The organism is Dysosmobacter sp. Sow4_B12, from assembly GCF_052116665.1.
In the GTDB taxonomy this organism is placed as follows: domain Bacteria; phylum Bacillota; class Clostridia; order Oscillospirales; family Oscillospiraceae; genus Oscillibacter.
The window spans coordinates 25,517-51,881 of the sequence record NZ_JBQKKR010000013.1 but is presented as its reverse complement, the minus strand read 5'-3'; the positions used below and the strand labels follow the sequence as shown (position 1 = coordinate 51,881).

The following is a 26,365-nucleotide window of genomic DNA, read 5'->3' as shown; positions in this document are numbered from 1 at the left end:
CAATTAAATGTTAGCCCTGTCTCTGCTTATGCTTGGGGTTCTCGCAAATGACCATGACACGGCCTTTGCGGCGAATGACCTTGCACTTTTCGCACATGGGCTTCACGGACGGTCTTACTTTCATAGTTCTAAACCATTCCTTTCAGCGGTTTCAAGTCATTTCTTTCGCCGGACACAGCTTACTTGCTGCGCCAGGTGATCCGGCCGCGGGTCAAGTCGTACGGGGACATCTCCACCGTGACCTTGTCGCCGGGCAGAATCCTGATGAAATTCATTCTGAGTTTTCCGGAAATATGCGCCAGAATCGTGTGTCCATTTCCAATGTCTACCTGGAACGTCGTGTTAGGCAGGGATTCCACCACAACGCCTTCCACTTCAATCATGTCGGATTTTGCCAAACGTTATCCCTCCTGGTCCGGATAAACCTCCTCGCGGTAGCTCGCGAGGGTCCTGCGAAGTTCACTGTTGGTGATTTTTTCTTCGCACTTGATCTTGTTGGAAAGGCGGGTATCGTCCTCCGCCACAAACAGCACATGTCTGCGCTTTTTGCGCTTGGGCGATTCCACTTTCCTGCATTTTCCGTCAGCCAGCAGAAGGTACTCCCCCTCCACCGCAAGAACGACGAAGAGCTTTCCCTTGTCTCTGCCGGCATCGGAACGGACGATATTTGATTTTGCAATTTCCATACGTTTCTTCTTACCCATCAGATGGCGGGAGCCGTCAATATCTCAGGCTCGCCATCGGTAATCAGGATCGTATTCTCATAGTGGGCCGCCCACTTGCCGTCCAGGGTCTTGACGGTCCAGCCGTCGGAGAGCTGCTGGATGGCGGCGCTGCCGGCGTTCACCATGGGTTCGATTGCAAGGGTCATACCGCGCAGCAGCCGTGGTCCCCGGCCGGGATGGCCGTAGTTGGGAATCTCCGGGGCCTCATGCATCGCCTGGCCGACGCCGTGACCGACGTATTCCCGGACGATGGAGTACCCGTGGCTTTCCACATACTGCTGAATGGCTGCGGAAATATCCAGCAGCCGGTGGCCCTCCTTCGCGTAGCGGATTCCCTCGAAGAAGCTCTGCCTGGTCACGTCGATCAGGTCCTGGGCCTCGGGAGTGATTTTCCCGCAGGGGAAGGTGGCCGCGCAATCGCCGTGGAATCCTCCGATATACGCTCCCACATCCACGCTGACGATATCGCCCTCGGCAAGCACCCGTTTGCCCGGGATGCCGTGGATGACCTCATCGTTGACGCTGATGCAGGCGCTGGCCGGATAGCCATTGTAGTGGAGGAAGGACGGGACCGCGCCCTGCTTGCGGATGAAATGCTCCACCGCACGGTCGATCTCCTGGGTTGTTACGCCGGGCCTTACCATTTCCCCTGCTAACGCACGGGCAGCCGCGGTAATTTTTCCGGCACGGCGCATCAGTTCGATCTCGTGAGGAGATTTGAGTGTAATCATACGCTCATCTCCCCAGTGCGTGGAGGATGGCCTGGGAGGTGGCAGCCACGGTGGGCTGGTTCTCCACAGACTTTAGGAGACCGCGCTTTGCGTAGAAGTCCTTCAAGGGCTCCGTCTCCTTATGATAGACCTCAAGGCGGTGCTTCACCGTCTCGGGTTCATCATCATGGCGCTGAATCAGTTTGCCGCCGCACTTGTCGCAGACACCGGGGGTCTTGGGCGGGACAGCCACCAGATGGTAGCTGGTGCCGCAGTGCTCACAGACCCGGCGGCCGGTCATGCGCTCCATGATGGTCTCATCGGAGATCTCAATGGAGATCACGTCGTCAAACACGATCCCGGCCTTCTCCAGGGCCTCCGCCTGGGCGATGGTGCGGGGCACACCGTCCAGGATATAGCCGTCAGCGCAATCCGCCTCAGCCACGCGCTCGTGAATGATGTCGATGATGACATCATCGGGCACCAGCTTCCCGGCCTTCATGTAGGCTTCCGCCTGCATGCCGACGGGCGTGCCGTTTTTGATGGCGGCACGGAGGATGTTGCCGGTGGAGATGGTGGGGATATTCAGCTCTTTACACAGGATGTCGGCCTGTGTACCCTTGCCGGCGCCGGGGGCGCCCAGCAGAATCAGTTTCATGAGAATCCCTTCCTTATTCCAGGAAACCCTTGTACTGCCGCATCAGCATCTGGGACTCCAGAGCCTTCACAGTCTCCAGAGCAACACCCACCACGATGATGACGGAAGTGCCGCCGATGGCCAGGGAGGAATTGCCGACGAGCTTGCCCAGGATCAAGGGGCAGATGGCGACAATACCCAGATAGATGGCACCGAACAGGGTGATCTTGTTGAGGACCTTCTTGATGAAGTCAACAGTGGGCTTGCCGGGCCGGAAGCCAGGGATGAAGCCGCCCTGCTTTTTCAGGTTGTTGGCGATCTCAACGGGGTTGAACTGAATGCTGGAATAGAAATAACTGAAGCCAATGATCATGATGAAGTACACCACCATATAGATGACGGACTTGGTATCAATGGCTTGATAAATGGCATACGCAACAGGGCTCTTGTCCTGGGTGGGAATGCCGATGAAGGTCCAGATGGTGATGGGCAAGGACGCAATGCTCTGGGCGAAGATGACAGGCAGAACGCCGGACATATTCACCTTCATGGGCAGATGCGTGCTCTGGCCGCCATACATCTTGCGGCCCACCTGGCGCTTGGCATACTGAACGGGGATGCGGCGCTCGGCGTCATTGATAAAGACAATAAACACCACCAGAGCCAGCATGGCCACGATCAGCAGAGCGACCCACAGCCAGTTGGTGGCCTTCTGCATACCAAAGGCAACACCCTGGGAGACCATAACGGGGACCCGGGACAGGATGCCGGCAAACAGGATGATGGAAATACCGTTGCCGACACCGAACTCCGTGACCTGCTCACCCATCCACATGACGAAGGAAGAACCGGCAATGAAGGTCACAATAATGACCAGTGCGGGCCAGATGCCGGTGGCATCAGATACCAGCAGGTTGTAATTCTTCATCATCATATAGTAGCCAATGGCCTGCAGCACCGCGATACCCACAGTGGTGTAGCGGGTGATGGACTGGATCTTCTTCTTGCCTTCCTCACCGCCGTCCCGTGCCAGCCGCTCCAGGGCGGGAATGGCGACGGTCAGCAGCTGGATGATAATGGATGCGTTGATATAGGGCTGGATGCTCAAGGCGAACACCGTCGCGTTGGCGAAAGCGCCGCCGGACATCACGTTGTACAGGCCCAGGATGGTGGCGCCCATCATGTCCAGCTGCAGCTTCAAAGCGTCAGTATTGACATAGGGAACCGTGATGGCGTTGCCGATCCGGAAGATCAGCAGAATGAGGAGTGTAAAGATGATCTTCTTCCGCAGCTCGGGGATGCCCCATGCCTTGCGAATCGTCTGGATCACGTTACATCACCTCTGCCTTTCCGCCAGCTGCCTCGATAGCCTCCTTGGCAGAAGCGGAGAAAGCAGAAGCCTTGACGGTGACCTTCTTGGACAGCTTGCCGTTGCCCAGGACCTTGTAGCCGTACTCGCACTTGGAGAGGATGCCCTTGGCCAGCAGCGCCTCGGCGGTGACGGTCTCACCGTCCTCGAAGGCGTTCAGAGCGCTCAGGTTGATGATCTCCAGGGGCTTTGCAAAGATGTTGTTGAAGCCGCGCTTGGGGATACGGCGGGCCAGAGGCATCTGGCCGCCCTCAAAGCCCACGCGGACCTTGCCGCCGCTGCGGGCCTTCTGGCCCTTGTGGCCACGGCCGCCGGTCTTGCCATTGCCGGAGCCGGCACCGCGGCCCTTGCGGTAGGCCTCGCGGACGGAGCCCTCGGCGGGAGACAGTTCGCTCAGTTTCATAATTCCGTGCCTCCTTACTTCACTTCAGTGACCTGCAGCATGAAGCCGATCTTGGCGATCTTGCCGCGGGTCTGGTCGTTGTCGGGCTGCACGGTGACATCACCGATCTTACGCAGACCCAGGGAATGAGCGGTGGCAACCTGCTTTTCCAGGCGGCCATTCAGGCTCTTGACGAGCTTAATATTCAAGTTTGCCATGTTCAGCGCCTCCTTAACCCACGATCTCTTCGACGCTCTTACCGCGGATGCGGGCGACTTCCTCAGGACCACGCATGCTCTTGAGGCCCTGGAAAGCGGCGGCGACAACGTTGTTGGGGTTGTTGGAACGCAGGCACTTGGAGCGGATATCCTTGATGCCTGCGGCCTCGACGACGGCACGGACAGCGCCGCCGGCGATAACACCGGTACCGGGAGCAGCGGGCTTCATCAGCACGCGGCCGGCGCCGGCCACACCGATGGTCTCGTGGGGAATGGTGGTGCCGGACAGGGTCACGGTGATCATGTTCTTCTTGGCGGCTTCGATGCCCTTGCGGATAGCCTCGGGGACCTCAGCGGCCTTGCCCAGGCCATAGCCGACCTTGCCCTTACCGTCGCCAACGACGACCAGGGCAGAGAATTTCATCACGCGGCCGCCCTTGACGGTCTTGGAAACACGGTTCAAGGACACAACTTTCTCGATATACTCGCTCTGTTCTCTTTCAAATCTAGGCATTTTGTTGTTCCTCCCTCCGATTAAAACTTCAAGCCGCCCTCACGGGCACCCTCGGCCAGAGCCTGCACACGGCCGTGATACAGGTAACCGCCGCGGTCGAAGACCACGTTCTCGATACCCTTGGCCAGGGCGCGCTCAGCGACCAGCTTGCCAACAGCGGTGGCAGCGGCAACGTTGCCGCCGTAACCTTCGATGGCCTTATCCAGAGAGGAAGCGGAAACCAGGGTCACGCCGTTGACATCATCGATGACCTGGGCGTAGATGTTGGCTTCGCTGCGGAACACATTCAGACGCGGCATCTCGGGGGTGCCGGAGATCTTGGCGCGGACACGCTTATGGCGCTTGAGGCGCTGAGCGTTGGTATTGGGTCTCTTAATCATATCGGCACACCTCCTTACTTCTTAGCGCCGGTCTTGCCGACCTTGCGACGGATCACTTCGTCGGCATACTTGATGCCCTTGCCCTTATAAGGCTCGGGAGGACGCTTCTCGCGGACCTCGGCAGCGAACTGGCCGACAGCCTGCTTGTCACATCCGTTGATAACGATTTTATTGGGAGCGGGGACATCGATGGTGATGCCCTCGATCTCAGGAACGATCACCTGGTGAGAGAAGCCCAGGTTCATGACCAGGTTCTTGCCCTCCTTGGCCACACGGTAACCGACGCCGTTGACCTCCAGCTCCTTCTTGAAGCCGTCGGTCACACCGACGATCATGTTGTGGAGCAGAGTGCGGGTCAGGCCGTGGAGGCTGCGGTGCAGCTTGTCGTCGGAAGGACGCTCAACGGTGATCGTGCTGCCTTCCTGCTTAATGATCATCTCGGGGCGCAGCGCGCACTGCAGCTCGCCCTTGGGTCCCTTAACGGTAACCACATTACCCTCGGCAATGGAAACGGTGACGCCGGTGGGAACGGTAATGGGCATTCTGCCAATTCTAGACATTGTTCGTTTGCCCTCCTTACCAGACGAATGCCAGGACCTCGCCGCCGACATGCAGCTCGCGAGCCTTCTTGTCGGTCATGACGCCCTTGGACGTAGAGATGATTGCGATACCCAGGCCACGCAGCACGCGGGGCAGCTCATCGGCGCCCACATAGACGCGCAGGCCGGGCTTGGAAACGCGGCGCAGGCCAGTGATGACCTTTTCCTTGCCAGCGTTGTACTTCAGCGTGATGTGAATGACACCCTGGGTGCCATCATCCACGATCTGGAAGTTCTTGATGTAGCCCTCATCCAGCAGGATCTGAGCGATGCTCTTCTTCATGTTGGAGGCGGGAACATCAACGGTGTCGTGCTTCGCACTGTTGGCGTTGCGGATGCGGGTGAGCATATCCGCAACAGGATCGGTGATATGCATGGTAAATCCTCCTATTTTTAGAGTTGCGGTCATTTGACCGCTCCGGCAGCGAGGTATCATGGCCAATGGAGCAGTCTGCTCGCGCATGGTGCCCAATTGGTCATGACCTTTCGCCATCCGTATATCGCCAGGCCCCCATATCACAGGCCCTGGTTACAAAAATGGAATTGTGCCAGGCTCGATTCCCCGGGAAAACAAATCTGAACATGGCGCAGTGGGCACATTTCCGAAAAAATGCCCCACTAATTTAGCGTACCAGAAGAACCGAGGTTCGTCAAGGTTTTTCGCCGCGCCAATTCAGTTTTTTTCTCAGAAAGAGGCCTTGCGCACGCCGGGGATCTCGCCCTTATAGGCCAGCTCCCGGAAGCAGATACGGCACACGCCGTAATCACGCAGGTAAGCGTGGGGACGGCCGCAGAGCTTGCAGCGGTTGTACTTCCGAGTGGAGTACTTGGCGGGGCCCTGCTGCTTCAGGATCATAGATTTCTTAGCCATTCTTCTCTTCCTCCTTAGCGGGCGAAGGGAGCGCCGACCTGCTGGAGCAGGGCGCGGGCCTCTTCATCGGTGTGCGCGGTGGTGCAGATGACCACATCCATACCGCGGATCTTGTCGATCTTGTCGTACTCGATCTCGGGGAAGATCAGCTGCTCCTTGATGCCCAGGGCGTAGTTGCCGCGGCCATCAAAGGAGTTGGGGTTGATGCCCTGGAAATCGCGGACACGGGGCAGAGCCACGTTGAACAGACGGTCCAGGAACTCCCACATCTTGTCGCCCCGCAGGGTGACCTTGGCGCCGATGGGCATATCCTCGCGCAACTTAAAGTTGGCGATGGACTTGCGGGCCCGGGTGATGATGGGCTTCTGGCCGGTGATCTTGCTGAGGTCGCCCACAACGTTCTCCAGCACCTTCGCGTTCTCACGAGCCTCGCCGCAGCCCACGTTCACGACGACCTTGTCGATCTTGGGGATCTGCATGACGCTCTTGTAGCCGAACTGCTTCATCAGAGCGGGAGCGACTTCGGCGGTGTACTTTTCTTTCAGTCTAGCCATTTGTTCTCGCTCCTTTCTTACAGCTCAGCGCCGCAGTGCTTGCACACGCGGGTCTTCTTGTCGCCCTCGACCTTGTGGGCGATGCGGGTGCCCTTGCCGCACTTGGGGCAGACGACCTGCACCTTGCAGCTGGCGATGGCAGCCTCGCGCTTGACGATGCCGCCCTCCTCGCCCTGACGGCGGGGCTTGACGTGGCAGGTCACCATGTTGATGCCCTCCACAACGACCTTCAGGGAGCCGGGGACGGTGCCCAGCACCTTGCCCTGCTTACCCTTGTCCTTACCGGACAGGACGACAACGGTATCGCCCTTCTTGATATTCATAGCCATTTCGCTGCCCTCCTCAAATCACTTCGGGGGCGAGGGACAGGATCTTCATGTAATCCTTGTCGCGCAGCTCGCGAGCCACAGGCCCAAAGATACGGGTACCTCTGGGGTTCTTGTCGTCCTTGATCAGGACGGCGGCGTTGTCATCGAAGCGGACATAGGTGCCGTCGGCACGACGGACGCCCTTGGCGCTGCGGACGATGACGGCCTTGACGACCTCACCCTTCTTCACGGTGCCACCGGGAGTGGACTTGCGGACAGAGGCCACGATCACATCACCGATGTTGCCGAACTTACGCTTGGAACCGCCCAAAACGCGGATGCACTTGATCTCCTTGGCGCCGGTATTATCGGCAACCTTCAGAAAAGTTTCCTGCTGAATCATAACTCGGCACCTCCTTACTTCGCTTTTTCAATGATCTCGACCACGCGCCAACGCTTGTCCTTGGACAGGGGGCGGGTCTCCATCACCTTGACCTTATCGCCGATACCGCAGGCGTTCTGCTCGTCATGAGCCTTCAGCTTGTAGGTACGGCCGACGATCTTCTTATACAGGGGATGGGCGACGCGGTCCTCGATGGCGACGACCACGGTCTTGTCCATCTTGTCAGAAACGACCTTACCGACCCGGGTCTTGCGGGAGGAAGTTCTCATCTCTTCGTTCATCTTCGCTTACCTCCTTCTCACTGCTTGTCAGAAGCGGAGAGTTCCGCCAGCACGGTCTTGATGCGGGCAATGTCGTGCTTGGTCTCCCGGATCTTCAGGGGATTGTCCAGCTGATTGGTAGCATGCTGCATACGCAGATAGAACAGGTCCTTCTTCAAGCCTGCCAGCTTCTCATTCAGCTGCTCAGGGGTCATCTTACGAATTTCACTTGCCTTCATCTTTACTCACCTGCTTCCTCGGTGCGGGCGATGATCTTCGTCTTGATGGGCAGCTTGTGGCTGGCCAGACGAAGCGCCTCGCGGGCAACTTCTTCGGACACGCCGGCGATCTCGAACATGACACGGCCGGGCTTCACAACGGCAACCCAGTACTCGGGGTTACCTTTACCGGAACCCATACGGGAGTCGGCGGCTCTCATGGTAACGGACTTATCGGGGAAGATCTTGATCCAGACCTGGCCGCCACGCTTGGTGTAACGGGTCATGGCGATACGAGCGGCCTCGATCTGATTGCTCTTGATCCAGCCGGGCTCCTCAGCCACCAGGCCCCACTCGCCATAGGCGACGGTGTTGCCGCGGGTGGCCTTGCCGGTCATACGGCCGCGCTGCATGCGGCGATACTTAACTCTCTTCGGCAGAAGCATTACTGCGCTCCTCCTTCCTTAGCAGGGGCTGCGGGGGCAGCCGGACGGGTGTTGTTGCGGTTGAAACCGCCCTGAGGACGGCCCTGGCCGCCGCGGTTGAAGCCGCCGTTCTGGCGGTCGCGGTTGAAACCGCCCTGGCCGCCGCGGTTGAAGCCGCCCTGGCGGCGGTCGCCATCACGGCGGGGACGACGCTCACGACGCTCCTGGTAGGGCTTGGAGGTGTCCATGGTGCGGGGGGTGGTGCGCAGGGTCTGAGAGAGGACCTCGCCCTTGTAGATCCACACCTTCACGCCGATGCGGCCGAAGGTGGTGGCAGCCTCCGCGAAGCCGTACTCGATGTCGGCGCGGATGGTCTGCAGGGGGATGGTGCCCTCGTGATAATGCTCAACACCGGCGATCTCGCGGCCGCCCAGACGGCCGGAGCAGCAGGTCTTGATGCCCTTGGCGCCGGCGCGCATGGCACGGGCCATGGCGTTCTTCATGGCACGGCGGTGGGAGATACGCTTCTCCAGCTGCTGAGCGATGTTCTCAGCCACCAGCTGAGCGTTCATGTCGGGGTTCTTCACCTCGACGATGTTCAGCTTCACCTTCTTGCCGATCATCTTCTCCACGGCCAGACGATACTGCTCGATCTGCTCGCCGCCCTTGCCGATGACCACACCGGGACGGGCGCAGTGAAGATAAATGGTGACCACATCGCTGCTGCGCTCGATCTCGATCTTGGGAACGCCGGCACCGTACAGGGTCTTCTTCAGATACTTGCGGATCTTCTGATCCTCGACGATCAGATCGCCGACCTTCTCATCACTGGCATACCAACGGGAATCCCAGTCTTTGATGACGCCCACGCGCAGGCCGTGGGGATTAACTTTCTGTCCCATAAACTGTTCTCCTCCCTCTTATGCCTTTTCCGTCACAGCCAGGGTGACGTGAGAAGTGCGCTTGTTGATACGATAGGCGCGGCCCTGAGCCCGGGGCATCATCCGCTTCAGAATGGGGCCGGGCGTGGCGAACACCTCGGACACCACCAGCTTGGCGGGGTCCATGCCGAAGTTGTTCTCGGCGTTGGCGACCGCGCTCTTGAGGAGCTTCATCAGAGGCTCAGAGGCGGACTTGGGGGTCTGCATCAGGATCGCCATGGCGGTGCCGGCGTCCTTGCCGCGGATCAGATCGCAGACGATCTGGACCTTGCGGGGAGAAATGCGGACATAGCGCAGATACGCTTTAGCAACTTTCTTTTCCATGTTCTGCATCCTCCTTTACTTAGTTATCCTTGCGGTGGCCGCGGAAGGTGCGGGTGGGCGCGAACTCACCCAGCTTGTGGCCGACCATGTCCTCCTGGACATAGACGGGCACGTGCTTGCGGCCGTCGTGGACAGCGATGGTGTGACCGACGAAGGCGGGGAAGATGGTGGAGCTGCGGCTCCAGGTCTTCAGAACCTTCTTCTCGTTCTTGGCGTTCATTTCCTCGACCCGCTTCAGAAGCTCAGGGGCAACATACGGGCCTTTTTTAATGGATCTGCTCATATTAACTTGCCTCCCTTACTTCTCGTTGCGACGCTTCACGATGAACTTGTTGGTGGGATTCTTGCCCTTGCGGGTCTTGTAACCCATAGCGGGCTTGCCCCAAGGAGTGACAGGGCCGGGACGGCCGACAGGAGCGCGGCCCTCGCCGCCGCCGTGGGGGTGGTCATTGGGGTTCATGACAGAGCCGCGGACGGTGGGACGCCAACCCATGTGGCGCTTACGACCGGCCTTGCCGATGTTGATGTTCTCGTGCTCGATGTTGCCCACCTGGCCGATGGTGGCGTAGCAGTTGGTGCGCACGATGCGGACCTCGCCGGAGGGCATACGGATCTGAGCGTCCGTGCCTTCCTTGGCCATCAGCTGAGCGGCGGTGCCGGCGGCGCGGACCAGCTGGGCGCCGTTGCCGGGATGCAGCTCGATGTTGTGGATCACAGTACCAACGGGGATGTTGGCCAGGGGCAGCGCGTTGCCGGGCAGAATATCGGCCTCGGGACCGGTCATGATCTTGTGGCCGGCCTTCAGACCGACGGGAGCCAGGATGTAGCGCTTCTCGCCGTCCTCATACTCGATGAGGGCGATGTTGGCGCTGCGATTGGGGTCATACTCCAGGCGCAGGACCACGGCGGAGCCGATCTTGTCCCGCTTGAAGTCGATGACGCGGTACTTGCGCTTGTTGCCGCCGCCGCGATGACGGACGGTGATGCGGCCATAGCTGTTGCGGCCGGAGCTCTTCTTCAGAGGCTCGGTCAGGCTGGGCTCGGGCTTGGCCTTCTTGTCGATGCCGTCGAAACCGGAGACCGTCATCTGACGTCTGGAGGGAGTCGTCGGCTTAAAAGTTTTGATAGACATATCGCTTTACTCTCCTTCCGTTATCAGACCATGCCTTCGAAGAACTCGATGGTCTTGGAATCAGCCGCCAGCTGGACATAGGCCTTCTTCCAGGTCTTGGTCATGCCGGGACGGCCGGCGCCCATGCGCTTTTCCTTGCCGGGCACCGTCACAGTGTTGACGGAAGCGACCTTCACGCCGAAGATCTCCTCGACGGCCTTCTTGATCTCGATCTTGCCGGCAGTCTTAGCAACCTCGAACACGTACTTCTTGTCGGCAGCGCCGGCCATAGCACGCTCGGTGATGATGGGACGGATAATGATGTCGTATGCGGTAGCCATTATGCGTACACCTCCTCGATTTTTGCGAGGGCGGTCTGATCCACGACCAGGTACTGAGCGTTGATGATGTCATAGACGTTCAGGTTGGTGGCGGGGGTAGTCAGCACGCCGGGGATGTTGCGGGCGCTCTTGACCACGATCTCGTCCACAGCGGGAGTGACCACAACGGCCTTGCCCTCCACCTGGACGGCGGTCAGGAACTTGCGGAAGTCGGCGGTCTTGATGGCGTCCATCTTGATGGCGTCGATCACGACCAGCTTACCCTCGGCCGCCTTGGCGGACAGGACAGACTTCAGAGCCAGGCGCTTGACCTTCTTGTTCAGCACATAGCTGTAATCACGGGGCTTGGGTGCGAACACGATGCCGCCGTGGGTCCACTGGGGAGCGCGGGTGGAACCCTGGCGAGCGTGGCCGGTGCCCTTCTGGCGCCAGGGCTTCTTGCCGCCGCCGGAAACTTCGGCGCGGGTCAAGGCGCTCTGGGTGCCCTGTCTGCAGTTGGCGAGGTGGTTCTTGACGACCTCGTGGACGACGACTTCGTTGGGCTCGATGCCAAAGATGGCGTCGCACAGTTCCACAGTGCCGACTTCTGCGCCGGCCATGTTCAAAACTTTCATGGTAGACATTACTGAAACACCCCTTTCTTAGCGGTTTCTGGCAGAGGCCTTCTGCGGGTTGCGGCCGGAAGCCTTCTGCGGGTTCTTGCTGATGTCGGCACCAGCCTGCTTGACCTTGTGGACCTTCACAGTGCTCTTGATGGTGACCAGACCGCCCTTGGGGCCGGGAACGGCGCCGCAGACAACCAGCATGTTCAGCTCGGGATCCACCTTCACAACGGACAGGTTCTGGACAGTGACCTGGTCAACACCCATGTGGCCGGCGCCGATCTTACCCTTGAAGATGCGGGAGGGATCGGTGGAAGAGCCCATGGAGCCGGCGTGACGGTGCACGGGACCGCCGCCGTGGGTGGTGGGGGTGCGCTGAGCGCCCCAGCGCTTGATGACGCCAGCGTAGCCGTGGCCCTTGCTGGTGCCGGTGATGTCGACGAAGTCGCCGACCTTGAAGGTGTCAGCCTTGACGATGTCGCCCACGTTCAGCTCGGCGGCATTTTCCAGGTTGAATTCGCGCAGGTGCTTCTTGGGAGACACGCCGGCCTTGTTCAGGTGGCCCATCTCGGGCTTGCTGAGCTTGCGCTCCGCAACGTCCTCAAAGCCCAGCTGGACAGCCTCATAGCCTTCCTTCTCGGAAGTCTTCTTCTGAGTGACCACGCAGGGACCCGCCTCGATGACAGTGACGGGGATCACATGGCCGTTCTCGTCAAAAATCTGAGACATGCCCACTTTTTTGCCGATGATTGCTTTCATGTATGTTCCTCCTTAAAGGTTATTGGTCGGCTTAGATACACACGTTTGGGTTTCCGTGGCATTGCTCTGCCGACATGACCCGTCCGCTTCGCAAGACAGCGGACATGGACAGCAAACTTTTTAATGTGTGCGGGGGATTACAGCTTGATCTCGATCTCCACACCAGCGGGCAGCTCCAGGGCCATCAGAGCCTCGACGGTCTTGGGAGTGGACTTGGTGATGTCGATCAGACGCTTGTGGGTGCGGCGCTCGAACTGCTCGCGGCTGTCCTTGTACTTATGGACGGCGCGCAGGATGGTGACGACTTCCTTCTTGGTGGGCAGAGGGATGGGGCCGGACACCTCAGCGCCGGTGCGCTTGGCGGTCTCGACGATCTTCTCAGCGCTCTGGTCGATCACCTGGTGGTCATAGGCCTTCAGCCGGATGCGGATCATTTCTTTCTGTGCCATGGTTGTTTCCTCCTGAATTCGTACGTAGTTTTGTCGCGGAGTCTCGACGACGTACGGCGAGAGATTTTTCTATACGCTTATCCGTGCGTATCATTCCCGCTCATGAAAAATACCGGCGCAAGGTCACCCTTCCGGCCGGTACCATGATCATGGCGTGGCGATCTACGCAACGTACAGATCCTTCTCAGCCGCCCGATTATCGGACATACTCCCCGGAAGTTACCTCCTCTCGGAGCAATCTCCCGGTTCATCGCAGTACCATGGGCAAGGTTCACCCTGCCGCACAGCTTCTTTATAATAAAAGAAAATCCTCTTGATGTCAAGAGGATTTTCTCTGTTTTTCATGAAATTCTGAAGATTTTTTTGGCGTTCCGAACACAGGCATGCGCCCGCGGCGGACACGCCCAAAATCCGCCAAACTCCCGCTTTTTTCGCGAAAAGGGAGCTTTCCGGATCAATAAGCGACGCCCCAGTAAATATCCGTGGTGCACTTCTTGCCGCACACAGGGCACACGCCCTCGGTGCCGGACTGGCTGAGAGGCATGCAGCGGGAACTGACGCCGGCCCGCTCCTTCATGGCCAGCTCGCACTCCAGGCTGCCGCACCACTTGGACCGCAGGAAGCCGCCCTTGCCCTCGGCGATGGCCTTGGCCTCCTCGGGGGTCTTGATGTCGAAGGTGTTCTCCTCCCGGTTCCGGAGGGCCATGGCGTACATATTGTCATGGACAGCGTCCAGCAGCTCCTTGACCTTCTCCTCCAGCTGGGCGAGGGGCACGGACACCTTCTCGCCGGTATCCCGGCGGGCGATGACACACTGCTCCTTCTCCATGTCCTTGGGGCCGATCTCCACCCGCAGGGGCACGCCCTTCATCTCATACTCCGCGAACTTCCAGCCGGGAGAGTTGTCAGAATCGTCCATCTTGCTGCGGATGCCAGCGGCACTCAGACGGTCCCGCAGGGCGGCGGCAGCGTCCAGGACGCCGGGCTTGTGCTGGGCCACGGGGATGACCACCGCCTGGATGGGCGCCACCCGGGGAGGCAGCACCAGGCCGTTGTCATCGCCGTGGGTCATGATGATGCCGCCGATCATGCGGGTGGACACGCCCCAGGAGGTCTGATGGGGATGGTGGAGCTGGTTGTCCTTGCCGGTAAAGGTGATGTCGAAGGCCTTGGCGAAGCCGTCGCCGAAATAGTGGCTGGTGCCGGCCTGGAGGGCCTTGTGGTCGTGCATCATGCACTCCACGGTGTAGGTCTCCTCAGCGCCCTTGAACTTCTCCTTCTCGGTCTTGCGGCCCCGGATAACGGGCATGGCCAGATAGTTCTCCATGAAGTCGGCGTAGATGTTCAGCATCTGCATGGTCTCTTCCCGGGCCTCTTCCTCGGTGGCGTGCATGGTGTGGCCCTCCTGCCACAGGAATTCCCGGTGGCGCAGGAAGGGGCGGGAGGTCTTTTCCCACCGCAGGACGGAACACCACTGGTTGTACTTCTTGGGCAGGTCCCGCCAGGAGTGAATGATGTTGGCGTAGTGCTCGCAGAACAAGGTCTCGGAGGTGGGGCGGACACACAGGCGGTCCTCCAGCTTTTCACTGCCGCCCATGGTGACCCAGGCGCACTCGGGGGCAAAGCCCTCCACGTGGTCCTTTTCCTTCTGCAGCAGGGACTCGGGGATCAGAACGGGCAGATACACGTTCTCATGGCCGGTCTCCTTGAACCGCCGGTCCAGCTCCTTCTGGATGTTCTCCCAGATGGCGTAGCCATAGGGGCGGTAGATGAACATGCCCTTGACGGAGGTGTAGTCGATGAGCTCCGCCTTTTTGCAGACGTCCGTATACCACTGGGCGAAATCAGCGTCCCGTGCGGTGATGGCGTCTACCTGTCTTTTATCCTGTGCCATAGTCTCAAATCCTTTGCATCTATATTATATAATGTATCCCTTGGCGTGGTTTTCACTGGATTCTTATTGTATCCATTCCGGGAAGAATTGTCAACTGTTCGCCGCCGGGTTGCCCCGCAAGTTTCCTCTTTGGAGCATAAATACGTCCCTCAGCTTGACATTTCCCGCCTGTTCCGGTATACTAATGATAATTTCATATAAAAGAACCGTTGATGCGGTATGCATAGAAGGGCTTTTAAGTATTTTTACTGTGAGGTAAGCGATATGAAGAAAGCCGCTTCTATTTTTTTGCGTGCGGAAATCAATCCCCAGGACGTAAAGGCCCTCATCCGGTGGATGGGCAATCCCCAGGTCACCCGGTATCTCCATGAGGAGGCGGACGTGGTCCAAACCCTGCGGCGGGTCCTTGTCACGGTACCGGCGCCCATGCTGACGTTCCAGTTCAACCAGTGGGGCCGGTTTTTCATGGTATGCGTTCCGGACGGCTCCGCCATCGGCTTTGTGAAGCTGAAAGTCCTCTCCTCCTCTCCCGGCGCCTATGAGATCGTGTACGTCATCGGCGAGGAAGCCCTCTGGGGCAACGGCTACGGGGAGGCCGCCATCCGCACCGCCCTGTCCACCGCCTTTTTTGACTGGCGGGCCAGGCAGGTCCTCGCCCGGGTCTACGCCGGAAACACCCGCTCCATCCGTGCCGTCCGTGCCTGCGGCTTCAGCTGCGAGCACCGGGACGAGCGGCTGTTCCGCTACCGTATCACTATGTCCGATTACCTGGAGCATGTACAGGCATAAGAAACGAGCGCTGGTTTTCCAGCGCTCGTTTCTTATTGGGCGGGGTCCTCCTCCCCCTCTATGTAAAGCTCCTCGCAGGTCTGCTGGGCCTGCCGCAGGCAGGCGGCAGCCTGTCCGAAATTCTGCGCCGCCATGCTTTCCAGGGAATCCGTGACGACGTTGAACAGGATGTGGTACAGCTTTTGGTAATCCATATCCATATACCCACCTGTAAGAAATCAACTGTAATATATTACATCTTATAAACCCCTTCTAACCATTTTAGACTATACCTGTCAAGAACGATACCTGCGTGATTGAGGGATTGTCTATGGAAAATTTCGGTACAATTGTCATCCAGCTGGACGAACTTATCAAAAAATCCGGCATCAGTAAAAACAAGCTCTGCCACCGCGCGGAATTACAGCGCACCCAGCTGAACAATTATTGCAACAATAATGATTGGATGTAAAAAGAAGATAATGAGAAGGTATCATATGGCAAAGTTAGATATTTTCCCGCTGCTGGAACAGCAAGGCAAAACAAAATACTGGCTGTACAAGCAGTTGGGCATGAGCTATCAGAATTTTAATAAAATGGTCAACAACGAAACCACATCCATCCGCTACGAAAACATTGAGGCGATTTGCCAGCTTTTAAACTGCACACCCAACGACATCATCAAGCTGGACATGTAAAAAAGACACGGAACGCTGTGCGTTCCGTGTCTTTTTATGCGCTTGCTCACTTGGCGTACTCGACGACCTTGGTCTCCCGGATCAAGTGGACCTTGATCTGGCCGGGGTACTCCATCTCTTCCTCGATCTTCTTGGCCAGGTCCCGGGCCAGAATGACCATCTGGTCTTCGCTGACCTGCTCGGGCTTCACCATGACGCGGACCTCGCGGCCGGCCTGGATGGCGTAGGCCTTCTCCACGCCGGGGTGGCTGCCGGTGATGGTCTCCAGCTGCTCCAGGCGCTTGATGTAGTTCTCCAGGTTCTCGCGGCGGGCGCCGGGCCGGGCCGCGGAAATGGCATCCGCCGCCTGGATGAGGCAGGCCACGATGGTGCGGGGCTCCACATCGTTGTGGTGGGCCTCGATGGCGTGGATGATGTCCTCCCGCTCCTTGTACTTCCGGGCGAATTCCACGCCCAGGGCCACATGGGTGCCCTCCATCTCATGGTCAACGGACTTGCCCAGGTCATGGAGCAGGCCGGCCCGCTTGGCAGCCTGAACATCGGCGCCCAGCTCCGCCGCCATCATGCCGGCGATATGGCTGACCTCGATGGAGTGCTGCAGGACGTTCTGGCCGTAGCTGGTGCGGTAGTGCAGGCGACCCAGCATCTTTACAATCTCGGGATGCAGGCTGCGGACGCCGCACTCGAACACGGCGCGCTCGCCCTCGGCCTTGATGGTGGCCTCCACCTCCCGGCGGGCCTTCTCCACCATCTCCTCGATGTGGGTGGGGTGGATGCGGCCGTCGGCGATGAGCTTTTCCAGGGCCAGCCGGGCGATCTCCCGGCGGACAGGCTCAAAGCAGGAAACGGTGATGGCCTCCGGCGTGTCATCGATAATGAGGTCCACACCGGTGAGCGTCTCAATGGTGCGGATGTTGCGGCCCTCGCGGCCGATGATGCGGCCCTTCATCTCGTCATTGGGCAGGGGAACCACGCTGACGGTCATTTCGGCCACCTGGTCCGCGGCGCAGCGCTGGATGGCCTGGGCCACCACCTCGCGGGCGCGGGCTTCACACTCTTCCTTCATGCGGGACTCGACCTCTTTGATCTTGAGGGCGGTCTCGTGAGTTACTTCGGACTCCACCTGGGAGATCAGATACTGCTTGGCCTCCTCGGCGGTGAAGCCGGAGATGCGCTCCAGCATTTCCGTCTGGCTGCGCTTGATGACCTTGATCTCTTCGTTTTCCTTGTCGATGGCCGCGTGCTTCTGGGCCAGGGACTCTTCTTTTTTCTCGATGGCCTCGGTCTTGCGGTCCAGGTTCTCTTCCTTCTGCTGCAGGCGGTTTTCCTGCCGCTGCAGATCGGCTCTGCGTTCCTTTACTTCCTTCTCATACTCGCTGCGGTTTTTCAGGATCTCTTCTTTTGCTTCCAGCAGGGCTTCGCGCTTCTTGGATTCCGCGCTCTTGATCGCCTCGTTGATAATGCGGGTGCCTTCTTCCTCGGCACTGGAGATTTCCTTTTCAGATACGTTCTTCCGGTAGCGAATACCGAGAGGGAAGCCCACCGCCAGGCCGATCACCAGGGCAATAACGCCGGTAATGATGGCTTGTGTCACGATTGGTTCAACCTCCTAATATTCGGTATGGGTGCTGTATATGCAGACCGCGCCGCAATGCCGGCGCGGCCGCACGGCTAGAAAACAATCGGAGGACACCCCTTTGTCCGCCGATAATCATCCTTTTCTAGTTTAATCATTTACAGTTACTCTGTCAAGGAAAAACCGAACATTTGACCAAAACCTGGTGAATGTCCCACCCGTTTTCCGGCGGCTCGCTGCGTCATGTGTCAATATACGCCGCTGCCGCGTACCCCACCAGCTCTCCGTAATGGACCACATACCACCCCTGCCACTCGCCGTAGATGGTGACGGCGGCGCCGTCGGGGAGGTTGGCGATGACGGTGCCGGAGGCGGAGGGCGTCTCCCGCAGGTTCAGCGTGCCGTAGCGGACCTCCACCGTTCCCTCCATGGGCGTGATGGGATAGATGAAGGGCAGACCGAAAAACTCCGTCAGCGCCCGGGCCAGCTGCTGGGCAATGGCGTCCATATGTCCCTCCAGCCAGGTGGCGTCCTCGTAATTGTCGTGATAGCCGATCTCCACCAGCACCGCCGGGAACCGGGGCAGGCGCACCTCTCCCAGGGAGGTGGTGGCCCGGGTGGTGACCTGGTTGGGCAGGGGATAGATCTTCCGCAGCTCCGCCGCAATGAGCTCCGCCGCCCGGCGGCCCTTGGTGCTGCCGGGATAATAAAAGGCGATGATGCCCCGCTCCTCCCCGTACCGTCCCTCCGGTGCCGCGTTGGAATGCAGGGCCAGGTACAGGTCGTACCAGCCGGTGTTGGCCTCCCGGATGGAGGAGGCCGCGGTCATGGACGGGCTGTTGCGCTTGTAGCGGATGCCGTTGGACATGAGGTAAGGGACCAGGGCGTCCGCCAGCAGGTTCATGTTGTACTCCTCGGAACCGCTGCCGGTGACATACATATTCCAGTCCTGCGTGGACGGGCTCAGATAAATAATGGGCATGATAGACCCCTCCTTCCCACCTATTTATATGGCAATCCGGGAAAAAGTGTGATAGACTTGTTCCGAAAACTCATTCCCGACGGAAAGGACCTTGTTTATGAAAGCAGAGCGCACCTATCCCAAATGCACCGTCACCCCCAAGGCGGAAGCCGCCATCCTCCGGGGACACCCCTGGGTCTACGACGCGGAGGTTTTGTCCCTGGAGGGCACACCGGAAAACGGCGGTCTGGTGGACGTCTTGAGCAAAAAGGGCCGGTATCTGGGCACGGGCTTTTTGTCCCAGCAGTCCAAGATCCGCGTCCGCCTCCTCTCCCGCAACGCCAACGACCGCTTTGACGAGGCTTTCTGGGAGCGAAAGCTCCGCTGGGCCTGGGAGTACCGCAAAAGCGTCATGGAGCCGGAGGACCTGGACGCCTGCCGCATCATCTTCGGCGAGGCGGACGCCTTCCCCGGTTTGACGGTGGACAAATTCCACGACCTTTTAAGCGTGCAGATCCTGTCCGTGGGCATGGAGGCCATCAAAGGCATGCTGCTTCCCATGCTGGTCCGCATCCTCCGGGAGGACGGCCAAGCCGTCCGGGGCGTGTTTGAGCGCAACGACGTGGCCCTGCGGGAAAAGGAGGGCCTTGCCCAGTACAAGGGGTGGTTCCCCCTGCCCGGCGAGACGGCGCCGGATTCCCCGGTGGTGGAGATCACGGAAAACGGCATCCGCTATCTGGTGGACGTGGAAAACGGCCAGAAGACCGGCTTCTTCCTGGACCAGAAGTACAACCGCCGAGCCGTGGCCCGTCTGGCACGGGGAAAGACGGTGCTGGACTGCTTCACCCACACCGGCTCCTTCGCCTTGAACGCCGCCCGTGGCGGGGCGAAACACGTCACCGCCGTGGATGTGTCCGAAGCCGCCGTGGAGATGGCCCGGGCCAACGCGGCGCGCAACGGGCTGGACAGAGTGATGGACTGCGTGGCCGCCAATGTGTTCGACCTGCTGCCTCAGCTGGCAAAGGAGCCTGTGCAATACGACTTCATCATCCTGGACCCGCCGGCCTTCACCAAAAGCCGTAAGACCGTGGCAAACGCCATGACCGGCTACAAGGAGATCAACTACCGGGCCATGCAGCTGCTGCCCCGGGGCGGATACCTGGCCACTTGCTCCTGCTCCCACTTCGCCTCCGAGGAAAAATTCGTGGCCATGCTCCACGACGCGGCCAAAGACGCCGGCGTGCAGCTGCGGCAGATCGAGGCCCGGCAGCAGTGCTGCGACCACCCCATCCTCTGGGGCGTGGATGAAACGAATTATCTGAAGTTCTATCTGTTCCAAATCGTATAATTTCGCACACACAATCCGTTTTGTATAGGGTTTTGCCAAAACAACCGGGAGGACGGCAGCTGCCGTCCTCCCGGTTGTTTGCTGTTTCGAAAGTCGCTTACTTCCCGACCTCAATGACACGGACCACGCCGTCAGAGACATACAGGTTGGCGGTGTCCGCGTAGCCATGGGCCTGGGACAGCGTCAGCCAGCTCTTGGCGGCGCTGTTGTAGCAGGCCACGTCCTCGGGGACCGTGTAGGTCCGGCCGCCCACGGTGACGGCGGTCTTGCCGCTCCAGGCGCTGTTGGGCACGTTGGAGAGCTTGGTCAGCGTTTCCAGGCTGGTGATGCGGCCATCCTTGATCCGCGCCTCCACAAAGGCACCATTGGCTACCAGGGAGGCGTTTTGGATGGGCTCCGTCCGCAGGCCCGTGCCGTATTCCACCGCTATGGTCTGGGTGGTCTTGGTGGTCACCACATAGCCATCATCGCCGGGATACCTGCCGTTTTCATCCTGCACCTGGAACTCGCTGCGCTTCACCACGGCCACGCCGTAATACACCGTGCCGCTCTCGGAGCCGCCCAGGACGATGAGGTCCACCTGGCCGGCCCAGTTGGTCCGGGCGTAGCGGATGTCGCCGGCGCCAACGCGGTCATGGGTCAGCTGGCTGAGGCTGATGTCCTCGCCGTCCCGGAACACCATGACGTTGTCCGCCAGGGGCGTCTTGCCCAGGGTCCGGCCGGACACGCTCAGCTCACCGGAGGCGCCGCCGCTGAGGCGGGACAGGTCCACCTTGCCCTTGCTGCCGGCGGAGACGCGGACCAGCTGGCCCTCCAACTCCCCGGAGGCGCCGGCGTCCAGCAAAATTTTGGCGGTGCCGCACAGCAGCTGCACCTTGCCGCCGCTGACGATGCCCACAGCATTGCCCTTGGCGCCGGAGCCGGTGTCCACGGCGCCGGCCACCTGGCCGTCCTCCGTCAGCAGCAGCGTCATCCGCTGGCCGGGCTTAAAGGCGGAGAGGCTCTCCATGGCGGTGGGCAGCACCGTCAGCTCCGTGCCGTTCAGCACGGTGATGGTGGTGGGCTCCGCCGGGTTGGGATAGCAGCTTTCATAGTAGACAGTGACCCGGGTGTCGCAGACACGGATAGCGTTTTCCGCGGCGGAATACACCGCCACGTCGTATTTGCGCAGGTCGCCCAGGGTGGCGGGCGCGCCGTTTTTGTAAATAGCGTAGCCGGTCATGCCGCCGGTAAGGCTGTCAAAGCCCGCGCCGGAGCGGTCCTGGTCCACGATGACCGCCGCGGTGACCGTTCCGCCGCCCACGAACACGTAATCCACGCTGCCCGCCTCGCTGAGGTACAGCGTCACGCTCATGCCGGCGTGGAGCCAGCTGTACACGTCGCCCCAGTCACTCTCCTCCCCGTTATAGTAGGCGGGGGTGCTGGCCTTGAGGGTGTACTTGACGCCGCCGGCATCCACGATCTGGGTGGCGGTCTTGCTGGCGAGGATGACGGTGCGGCTGCTGCCCAAAGCGTCAGGCACAAAGGTCAGGGCCTTGCCGTATTTGTTCAGCAGCAGTGTGCCCTTGTAGCCGTTCAAAAGTCCGTTGGAGGCCTTGCCGGAGGCCAGCTGGTACACCTCGCCGCCGGCGGTCTGGAGGGCGTTGTCCCTACCATCGGGGCCGGTGGCACTGGCGGACACCAGCATAGTGTTGGGCACGGTGGTGCCCAGGGTGTCCAGGTATTTGCCGCCCTCCCGCATATCAGAGCGCAGCAGGTTCAAGAAAAGCCGGGCAGCCTGGCCCCGGGTCAGGGCGGTATAGCCGTCGCCGCTGACGCCGTCGGTCAAGCCGATGGTCTGGGCCACGGCCATATAGCCGTGGGGCCAGATGCCGCCCACGTTTTCATCCGTATAGCCCAAAAGCCGCAGCAGAATGGTCACCGCCTGGCCCACCGTGACGGTTTTTTCCGGGTGGAAGCGGCCGTCGGCATAGCCGGCGATGACGCCCTTGCCCTTGGCGGCCATGTTGATATAGGCGGACGCCCAGTGGGAGGGCTTCACATCCGGAAACACGGTGACGGTGCGGTACAGGCCCAATTCGCTCTCGCCGTCCATGGCGTACACCGCCATTTTACAGAACTGGGCCCGGGTCAGTACCGCATTGGGGCGGAAGGAGCCGTCGCCGTAGCCGTCCAGCACGCCCAGAAGGCGCAGGGACTCCACCGCCATGGCGGTGTCCCGGTCCGTGACATCGGAAAAGCGGACGGTCTCCGCCGCCGACACCGGCAGCGCCAGCACCGACGCCGCCAGACACACCGCCAGCAGCAAACTCAACAGTCGTTTTTTCATAGTTCTCTTCCTCTCATTCCGCCCGCAGGGCTTCCACAGGCTGGAGCTTGGATGCCTTGGCCGCCGGGTAGATGCCGAACAGGATGCCCAGCACCACCGACAGCAAAAACGCGCAAAGGGTGATACCCGCCGAGGGCCAGATATCGATCTGCATCAAAAGCCTTCCGGCCGCCCGGGTGCCCAGGGTGCCGATGCCGATGCCGATGACGCCGCCGATGCCGCAGAGCATGGCCGCCTCGATCAAAAACTGAGTGACGATGGCGCCGCGCTCGGCGCCGATGGCCCGGCGGATGCCGATCTCCCGGGTGCGCTCCGTGACAGTCACCAGCATGATGTTCATGATGCCGATGCCGCCCACCAGCAGGCTGATGGCGGCGATGCCGCCCAGCACCATGGAGATCATGGTCAGATACTCGTTCTGAGACTCCTGCCACTGGTTCTCACTGTACGCGCCGCCGCTGCCGCTTTGGCCGTTGTTGGTGAGGCCCGCCAAAAAGCCGCTCAAGCGGGAAATGACCTCCGTGGTGGCCTCGCCGGAGGCGGCCTTCACCACGAATTCATTGATGTCCGTATTTGGATTCAGCATCCGCTTGACGGTATAAGGGAAGACGATGATGTTGTCCATGGAATACGGACTTTCGCTGGTATCCTTCGCGGCATAGACGCCCACCACCGTGAAGGGCAGGCCGTTGACCTGCATGACCTGTCCCACCGGGTCGGCGTAGTTGAAAAAGTTCTTAGCCGCCCGGGCCCCCAGGACGCACACCTGGTTATAATTTTTGATGTCGATATTGCTGATGTCCCGGCCCTTGGCCAGCTGGAAGTTATTGCACACGGCGTACTGGTCGCTGCCCAGATAGCAGTCCGGCGGCAAAGCCATATCGCCGCTTTGCCCGTCTCCGTTCCACATATTTTCCTGGTTTTTCTCCATGGCCTTACTGCTCTTGGAGCCGTACACCACCGTTATGTCCCAGAGATTGGCGTTGGGGGTAATGCCCAGCACCAGGTCCGTGCCCAGGGAGCTGCAGTAGTCATACAGGTCGTCAAACACATCCTGGCCGTCGTAGCGCATGGCGGAGACATTGATTTTATTGGTGCCCATGGCCTCGAACTGCTTCATGGACTCCTGGTTCATGCCGTTGACGGTGGAGACAATGGTCATGACGGAGGCGATGCCGATGATGATGCCCAGCATGGTAAGAAAGGACCGGCCTTTGTTGCCCAGGATGGACTTGAAGGCCATTTTCACAGCCTGCCGGATATTCACAGCCAATCCACCTCCTGTTCGTGGTCGTCCACGATCTTCCCGTCCGCCAGGCGCACGACCCGCCGGGCCGTGGCGGCGATGCCGTTGTCGTGAGTGATGAGGATGACGGTGGTGCCCTCCTTGTTCAGCTGCTGCAAAAAGCCCAGCACCTCCAGGCCCGTGTGGGAGTCCAGAGCGCCGGTGGGCTCGTCGGCCATGATGATGGGCGGCCGGGTGGCGATGGCCCGGGCGATGGCCACCCGCTGCTGCTGGCCGCCGGACATCTCCGTGGGCTTGTGCTTCACCCGGTTCGCAAGGCCTACCCGCTCCAGGGCCTCCATGGCCATGTCATAGCGGTCGTCGGCCTTGATGCCCTGGTAAATAAGGGGCAGCTCCACGTTTTCCAGCACCGTCAAGCTCTGGATCAGGTTGTACTGCTGGAAAATAAAGCCGATCTGGCGGTTGCGGATGTGGGAGAGCTCCTTGTCCGTCAGTTCCCGGACATCGGTGCCGTCCAGGAAATAGTCGCCCCGGGTGGGAATATCCAGGCAGCCCAGCACGTTCATCATGGTGGACTTGCCGGAGCCCGACTGGCCCACGATGGCCACGAACTCGCCCCGGTCGATGTCCAGGGATACGCCGTCCAGCGCCCGGACCTCACTCTCCAGACCCTCGCCGTAAATCTTATAAACGTTTTTCAGTGTAACCAGCATAGCGTCACATCCACACGTCAGAGGTCTGCAGCTGGGTAAAGACCTCGGTCCCTTCCTCCACACCGGACTTGATCTCCACGTTATAGGTATCGGAAATGCCGATCTCCACCGGCACGGCCCAGAAATCCTCCGGCACGCCGTCCACAGGGACCGTCAAGTCGATGGCGTTGTCCGGCCGGTCGCCCTTGACGAACACCACGTTGCCGGTGGTGCCGTCCTCCAGGGGAACGGTCTTCACGCACTGGATGGGTACCACCAGGCAGTTGTCGTTTTCACTGGCCACCAGGGAGTAGTTGATGTAGCTGCCGGTCATGAGGGTGCCATCATAGTTGTCCACGGAGATGACCATGGGATAGCTGGCAACGCCGTTTTCCGCCTTGGAGTTCAGGCTGACAGATTCCACGACGCCCATGTAGGTGCTGCCCCACTGGTCGATGTCCACCATCATGCCGGGCTTGACATAGCTGACGTTCCGCTCGTCCACGGTGGCGTCCACCACGATGGTGGAGGTGTCGGCAATGGTGATGACGGCGCTGTTGGCCTCCACCTCCATGCCCTCCTGCAGGGCAAGGCCGATGACCGTGCCGTCAATGGGCGCCACGGCGCTGCAGTTGTCCAGATTTTTCTGGGCGGTCTCCAGCTCCTTCTGCGCCTCCTCCAGGCTCTGCTCCACGGTGAAGATCTCGCTTTCGCTGTCCTCGCCGTCAATGCGGACCAGCACCTGGCCGGCGGACACCTGCAGGTAATCCACCAGGTCGCTGGAGATCACGGTGCCGCTGACGGTGGAACACAGATCGCCGGTGCGGTAATACTCCAGCTTGCCGGCCTCGTAGGGGTACACCACTTCCCCGTTCACCGTGGTGGTGGCGGAGGCGGCCATGTCCGCTGTCAGAGAGCCGGGATTCTTTACGATGATCTCCGCGCAGAACAGCTTGGACCCCTCCGGCGTGATGCGGCTGACCATGTGGACGTTTTCCACCGTGCCGTCAATGGTGGTCATGAGAGCGGGGATGGAGACCTCCATGGTCTGGCCGGCCTTGATGGCGCCCTCATAGGCGTAGCTGTAATACTGCTCCAGCCGCAGCCGGGTGTCGTCCGCCAGGGTGGCCACCTTCTCGCCCTTGGAGATGGTGTCCCCGGGATTCAGCGTGGCCACGTCCATGATCTTTCCGGAATAGCCGGCGGAGAGGTTCAGCCCCGCGATGTCCTTGCGCAGGGTGTTCAGCTGCTTTTCGTAGCCCTCCACGTTCTTCCGGGCCTTCTCCACCGCTGTCCGGGCCGCCTCGGACTCAATGACGAACAGCGGCGTGCCCGCCGTCACCTGCTGGCCCTCGGTGACCAGCACCTCCTGGACCACGCCGGCGGTGGTCAGCATGATGGTCTCGCTGTTTTTCGCCTTGGTGAGGCCGCTGCCCTCCACGGTGGAGGTGATGGAGCCGTAGGACACCATGTCCGTCACCACCTGGGCCTCCGCCTCTTTCTTACCGCCGAAAAATTTCCAGCCGGCCCCGGCGGCAGCCGCCAGGAGCACCAGCAGGACCCCCCAGCGGATGATCTTCCGCCGTTTTTTCCGGGGCATGTTCTTCCACTTGGACTTCACGCTCTCCTTGGGAGCGCTCTGCGCCGGGGTCTCCGGCGCGGGCTCCTGGGCCGGAGCCGCCCGTTCCAGATCTTTGACTTCAGCCATCGGTCGATTCTCCTCTTTTCCGTCAATCCTTATAACTGTATGGCC

The 26,365-nt window shown here is 60.1% G+C and carries 39 protein-coding genes; 4 read left to right on the top strand and 35 right to left on the bottom strand.

All coding sequences use genetic code 11. The annotated features are described in order from the left end of the window. Window positions 1-10: 10 nt before the first annotated feature. The 28 genes from rpmJ to proS all read right to left on the bottom strand — a co-directional run bounded on the left by rpmJ (window position 11) and on the right by proS (window position 14,994). Window positions 11-124: a 50S ribosomal protein L36 gene (gene rpmJ / locus ACTQ4R_RS10830; RefSeq protein ID WP_014116882.1), complete on the bottom strand. Its 114-nt coding sequence runs from the start codon at window positions 122-124 to the stop codon at window positions 11-13. Between the two features lie 55 nt (window positions 125-179). Then, the gene (gene infA, locus ACTQ4R_RS10825; RefSeq protein ID WP_021858709.1) at window positions 180-398 is read right to left on the bottom strand and encodes a translation initiation factor IF-1; all 219 of its coding nucleotides are present in this window, start codon (window positions 396-398) and stop codon (window positions 180-182) included. Window positions 399-401: 3 nt separating this feature from the next. After that, window positions 402-686, bottom strand: a complete 285-nt coding sequence (locus ACTQ4R_RS10820) for a KOW domain-containing RNA-binding protein (protein WP_441628560.1) — start codon at window positions 684-686, stop codon at window positions 402-404. 17 nt (window positions 687-703) lie between these two features. Then, window positions 704-1,456, bottom strand: coding sequence for a type I methionyl aminopeptidase (map, locus tag ACTQ4R_RS10815; protein WP_441628558.1), 753 nt, complete (start codon window positions 1,454-1,456; stop codon window positions 704-706). Window positions 1,457-1,460: 4 nt separating this feature from the next. Next, window positions 1,461-2,093 carry an adenylate kinase gene (locus ACTQ4R_RS10810; protein WP_441628556.1) on the bottom strand — a complete coding sequence of 211 codons (633 nt, stop codon included), beginning with the start codon at window positions 2,091-2,093 and terminating at the stop codon, window positions 1,461-1,463. Between the two features lie 13 nt (window positions 2,094-2,106). Continuing rightward, a complete protein-coding gene (gene secY / locus ACTQ4R_RS10805) occupies window positions 2,107-3,402 on the bottom strand; it encodes a preprotein translocase subunit SecY (RefSeq protein ID WP_441628554.1) in 1,296 nt (431 codons plus the stop codon). A 1-nt stretch (window position 3,403) separates the two neighbouring features. Then, entirely contained in the window at window positions 3,404-3,844 is a 441-nt protein-coding gene (rplO, locus tag ACTQ4R_RS10800) for a 50S ribosomal protein L15 (RefSeq protein WP_441628552.1), read from the bottom strand. A gap of 14 nt (window positions 3,845-3,858) precedes the next feature. Further along, window positions 3,859-4,041 (bottom strand): 50S ribosomal protein L30, encoded by a 183-nt coding sequence (gene rpmD / locus ACTQ4R_RS10795; protein ID WP_441628550.1) that lies wholly within the window; start codon window positions 4,039-4,041, stop codon window positions 3,859-3,861. Between the two features lie 13 nt (window positions 4,042-4,054). Further along, a complete protein-coding gene (gene rpsE / locus ACTQ4R_RS10790) occupies window positions 4,055-4,555 on the bottom strand; it encodes a 30S ribosomal protein S5 (RefSeq protein ID WP_441628548.1) in 501 nt (166 codons plus the stop codon). 20 nt (window positions 4,556-4,575) lie between these two features. Beyond that, complete coding sequence (gene rplR, locus ACTQ4R_RS10785; RefSeq protein WP_441628546.1) at window positions 4,576-4,935, bottom strand: 50S ribosomal protein L18; 360 nt, start codon at window positions 4,933-4,935, stop codon at window positions 4,576-4,578. 14 nt (window positions 4,936-4,949) lie between these two features. After that, complete coding sequence (rplF, locus tag ACTQ4R_RS10780; protein WP_441628544.1) at window positions 4,950-5,495, bottom strand: 50S ribosomal protein L6; 546 nt, start codon at window positions 5,493-5,495, stop codon at window positions 4,950-4,952. 16 nt (window positions 5,496-5,511) lie between these two features. Then, on the bottom strand, window positions 5,512-5,910 hold the full coding sequence (rpsH, locus tag ACTQ4R_RS10775; RefSeq protein WP_325196020.1) for a 30S ribosomal protein S8: 399 nt from the start codon (window positions 5,908-5,910) through the stop codon (window positions 5,512-5,514). Window positions 5,911-6,219: 309 nt separating this feature from the next. Continuing rightward, a complete protein-coding gene (locus tag ACTQ4R_RS10770) occupies window positions 6,220-6,405 on the bottom strand; it encodes a type Z 30S ribosomal protein S14 (RefSeq protein ID WP_326185740.1) in 186 nt (61 codons plus the stop codon). A gap of 14 nt (window positions 6,406-6,419) precedes the next feature. Beyond that, a complete protein-coding gene (gene rplE, locus ACTQ4R_RS10765) occupies window positions 6,420-6,959 on the bottom strand; it encodes a 50S ribosomal protein L5 (RefSeq protein ID WP_441628541.1) in 540 nt (179 codons plus the stop codon). Between the two features lie 17 nt (window positions 6,960-6,976). Further along, window positions 6,977-7,288 (bottom strand): 50S ribosomal protein L24, encoded by a 312-nt coding sequence (gene rplX, locus ACTQ4R_RS10760; protein WP_441628539.1) that lies wholly within the window; start codon window positions 7,286-7,288, stop codon window positions 6,977-6,979. A gap of 13 nt (window positions 7,289-7,301) precedes the next feature. Next, window positions 7,302-7,670 (bottom strand): 50S ribosomal protein L14, encoded by a 369-nt coding sequence (gene rplN, locus ACTQ4R_RS10755; RefSeq protein ID WP_016321001.1) that lies wholly within the window; start codon window positions 7,668-7,670, stop codon window positions 7,302-7,304. 14 nt (window positions 7,671-7,684) lie between these two features. Next, a complete protein-coding gene (rpsQ, locus tag ACTQ4R_RS10750; RefSeq protein ID WP_433413866.1) occupies window positions 7,685-7,951 on the bottom strand; it encodes a 30S ribosomal protein S17 in 267 nt (88 codons plus the stop codon). Window positions 7,952-7,968: 17 nt separating this feature from the next. Continuing rightward, entirely contained in the window at window positions 7,969-8,169 is a 201-nt protein-coding gene (rpmC, locus tag ACTQ4R_RS10745) for a 50S ribosomal protein L29 (RefSeq protein ID WP_418724943.1), read from the bottom strand. A 2-nt stretch (window positions 8,170-8,171) separates the two neighbouring features. After that, the gene (rplP, locus tag ACTQ4R_RS10740; RefSeq protein ID WP_418724942.1) at window positions 8,172-8,594 is read right to left on the bottom strand and encodes a 50S ribosomal protein L16; all 423 of its coding nucleotides are present in this window, start codon (window positions 8,592-8,594) and stop codon (window positions 8,172-8,174) included. Continuing rightward, window positions 8,594-9,475, bottom strand: a complete 882-nt coding sequence (rpsC, locus tag ACTQ4R_RS10735; protein ID WP_441628536.1) for a 30S ribosomal protein S3 — start codon at window positions 9,473-9,475, stop codon at window positions 8,594-8,596. The genes rplP and rpsC overlap by 1 nt, the downstream gene beginning before the upstream one ends. Window positions 9,476-9,493: 18 nt before the next feature. Then, entirely contained in the window at window positions 9,494-9,838 is a 345-nt protein-coding gene (gene rplV, locus ACTQ4R_RS10730; protein WP_441628534.1) for a 50S ribosomal protein L22, read from the bottom strand. Window positions 9,839-9,857: 19 nt separating this feature from the next. Further along, entirely contained in the window at window positions 9,858-10,121 is a 264-nt protein-coding gene (gene rpsS / locus ACTQ4R_RS10725) for a 30S ribosomal protein S19 (RefSeq protein WP_235221218.1), read from the bottom strand. A gap of 15 nt (window positions 10,122-10,136) precedes the next feature. Then, window positions 10,137-10,970 carry a 50S ribosomal protein L2 gene (rplB, locus tag ACTQ4R_RS10720; protein WP_441628531.1) on the bottom strand — a complete coding sequence of 278 codons (834 nt, stop codon included), beginning with the start codon at window positions 10,968-10,970 and terminating at the stop codon, window positions 10,137-10,139. Between the two features lie 23 nt (window positions 10,971-10,993). Then, a complete protein-coding gene (gene rplW / locus ACTQ4R_RS10715; protein ID WP_441628530.1) occupies window positions 10,994-11,290 on the bottom strand; it encodes a 50S ribosomal protein L23 in 297 nt (98 codons plus the stop codon). After that, on the bottom strand, window positions 11,290-11,913 hold the full coding sequence (rplD, locus tag ACTQ4R_RS10710) for a 50S ribosomal protein L4 (protein ID WP_441628528.1): 624 nt from the start codon (window positions 11,911-11,913) through the stop codon (window positions 11,290-11,292). The genes rplW and rplD overlap by 1 nt, the downstream gene beginning before the upstream one ends. Window positions 11,914-11,931: 18 nt before the next feature. Next, window positions 11,932-12,651 carry a 50S ribosomal protein L3 gene (gene rplC / locus ACTQ4R_RS10705; RefSeq protein WP_441628526.1) on the bottom strand — a complete coding sequence of 240 codons (720 nt, stop codon included), beginning with the start codon at window positions 12,649-12,651 and terminating at the stop codon, window positions 11,932-11,934. A 137-nt stretch (window positions 12,652-12,788) separates the two neighbouring features. Then, on the bottom strand, window positions 12,789-13,100 hold the full coding sequence (rpsJ, locus tag ACTQ4R_RS10700; RefSeq protein ID WP_235221213.1) for a 30S ribosomal protein S10: 312 nt from the start codon (window positions 13,098-13,100) through the stop codon (window positions 12,789-12,791). A gap of 454 nt (window positions 13,101-13,554) precedes the next feature. After that, window positions 13,555-14,994, bottom strand: coding sequence for a proline--tRNA ligase (proS, locus tag ACTQ4R_RS10695; RefSeq protein ID WP_441628524.1), 1,440 nt, complete (start codon window positions 14,992-14,994; stop codon window positions 13,555-13,557). Window positions 14,995-15,258: 264 nt separating this feature from the next. On the opposite strand from proS, the gene ACTQ4R_RS10690 reads away from it, so the two are divergent. After that, entirely contained in the window at window positions 15,259-15,783 is a 525-nt protein-coding gene (locus ACTQ4R_RS10690) for a GNAT family N-acetyltransferase (RefSeq protein ID WP_441628522.1), read from the top strand. Between the two features lie 32 nt (window positions 15,784-15,815). On the opposite strand, the gene ACTQ4R_RS10685 is transcribed toward ACTQ4R_RS10690, so the two are convergent. Next, window positions 15,816-15,977 carry a hypothetical protein gene (locus tag ACTQ4R_RS10685; RefSeq protein WP_441628520.1) on the bottom strand — a complete coding sequence of 54 codons (162 nt, stop codon included), beginning with the start codon at window positions 15,975-15,977 and terminating at the stop codon, window positions 15,816-15,818. A 116-nt stretch (window positions 15,978-16,093) separates the two neighbouring features. Here ACTQ4R_RS10685 and ACTQ4R_RS10680 point away from each other — a divergent pair, with 116 nt between their 5' ends. Continuing rightward, window positions 16,094-16,234: a helix-turn-helix domain-containing protein gene (locus tag ACTQ4R_RS10680; RefSeq protein ID WP_441628518.1), complete on the top strand. Its 141-nt coding sequence runs from the start codon at window positions 16,094-16,096 to the stop codon at window positions 16,232-16,234. 25 nt (window positions 16,235-16,259) lie between these two features. Further along, window positions 16,260-16,460, top strand: coding sequence for a helix-turn-helix domain-containing protein (locus ACTQ4R_RS10675; RefSeq protein WP_441628516.1), 201 nt, complete (start codon window positions 16,260-16,262; stop codon window positions 16,458-16,460). A 46-nt stretch (window positions 16,461-16,506) separates the two neighbouring features. Here the strand turns inward: ACTQ4R_RS10675 and rny are convergent, their stop codons facing one another. Together rny and ACTQ4R_RS10665 are read right to left on the bottom strand one after the other, a co-directional pair. Further along, window positions 16,507-18,054 (bottom strand): ribonuclease Y, encoded by a 1,548-nt coding sequence (rny, locus tag ACTQ4R_RS10670; RefSeq protein WP_441628514.1) that lies wholly within the window; start codon window positions 18,052-18,054, stop codon window positions 16,507-16,509. A gap of 223 nt (window positions 18,055-18,277) precedes the next feature. After that, entirely contained in the window at window positions 18,278-19,018 is a 741-nt protein-coding gene (locus ACTQ4R_RS10665; protein ID WP_441628512.1) for an N-acetylmuramoyl-L-alanine amidase, read from the bottom strand. 97 nt (window positions 19,019-19,115) lie between these two features. Here ACTQ4R_RS10665 and ACTQ4R_RS10660 point away from each other — a divergent pair, with 97 nt between their 5' ends. Further along, complete coding sequence (locus ACTQ4R_RS10660) at window positions 19,116-20,345, top strand: class I SAM-dependent rRNA methyltransferase (protein WP_441628510.1); 1,230 nt, start codon at window positions 19,116-19,118, stop codon at window positions 20,343-20,345. A gap of 97 nt (window positions 20,346-20,442) precedes the next feature. On the opposite strand, the gene ACTQ4R_RS10655 is transcribed toward ACTQ4R_RS10660, so the two are convergent. From ACTQ4R_RS10655 to ACTQ4R_RS10640, 4 genes are read right to left on the bottom strand one after another with little or no spacing between them, the layout of a single operon-like run. Then, on the bottom strand, window positions 20,443-22,674 hold the full coding sequence (locus ACTQ4R_RS10655) for an S-layer homology domain-containing protein (protein ID WP_441628508.1): 2,232 nt from the start codon (window positions 22,672-22,674) through the stop codon (window positions 20,443-20,445). A gap of 13 nt (window positions 22,675-22,687) precedes the next feature. Then, window positions 22,688-23,941 carry an ABC transporter permease gene (locus tag ACTQ4R_RS10650; protein WP_441628506.1) on the bottom strand — a complete coding sequence of 418 codons (1,254 nt, stop codon included), beginning with the start codon at window positions 23,939-23,941 and terminating at the stop codon, window positions 22,688-22,690. Then, window positions 23,938-24,633: an ABC transporter ATP-binding protein gene (locus ACTQ4R_RS10645; RefSeq protein ID WP_441628504.1), complete on the bottom strand. Its 696-nt coding sequence runs from the start codon at window positions 24,631-24,633 to the stop codon at window positions 23,938-23,940. The genes ACTQ4R_RS10650 and ACTQ4R_RS10645 overlap by 4 nt, the downstream gene beginning before the upstream one ends. A gap of 4 nt (window positions 24,634-24,637) precedes the next feature. Then, window positions 24,638-26,320, bottom strand: coding sequence for an HlyD family efflux transporter periplasmic adaptor subunit (locus tag ACTQ4R_RS10640; protein WP_441628502.1), 1,683 nt, complete (start codon window positions 26,318-26,320; stop codon window positions 24,638-24,640). Window positions 26,321-26,365: the final 45 nt, after the last annotated feature.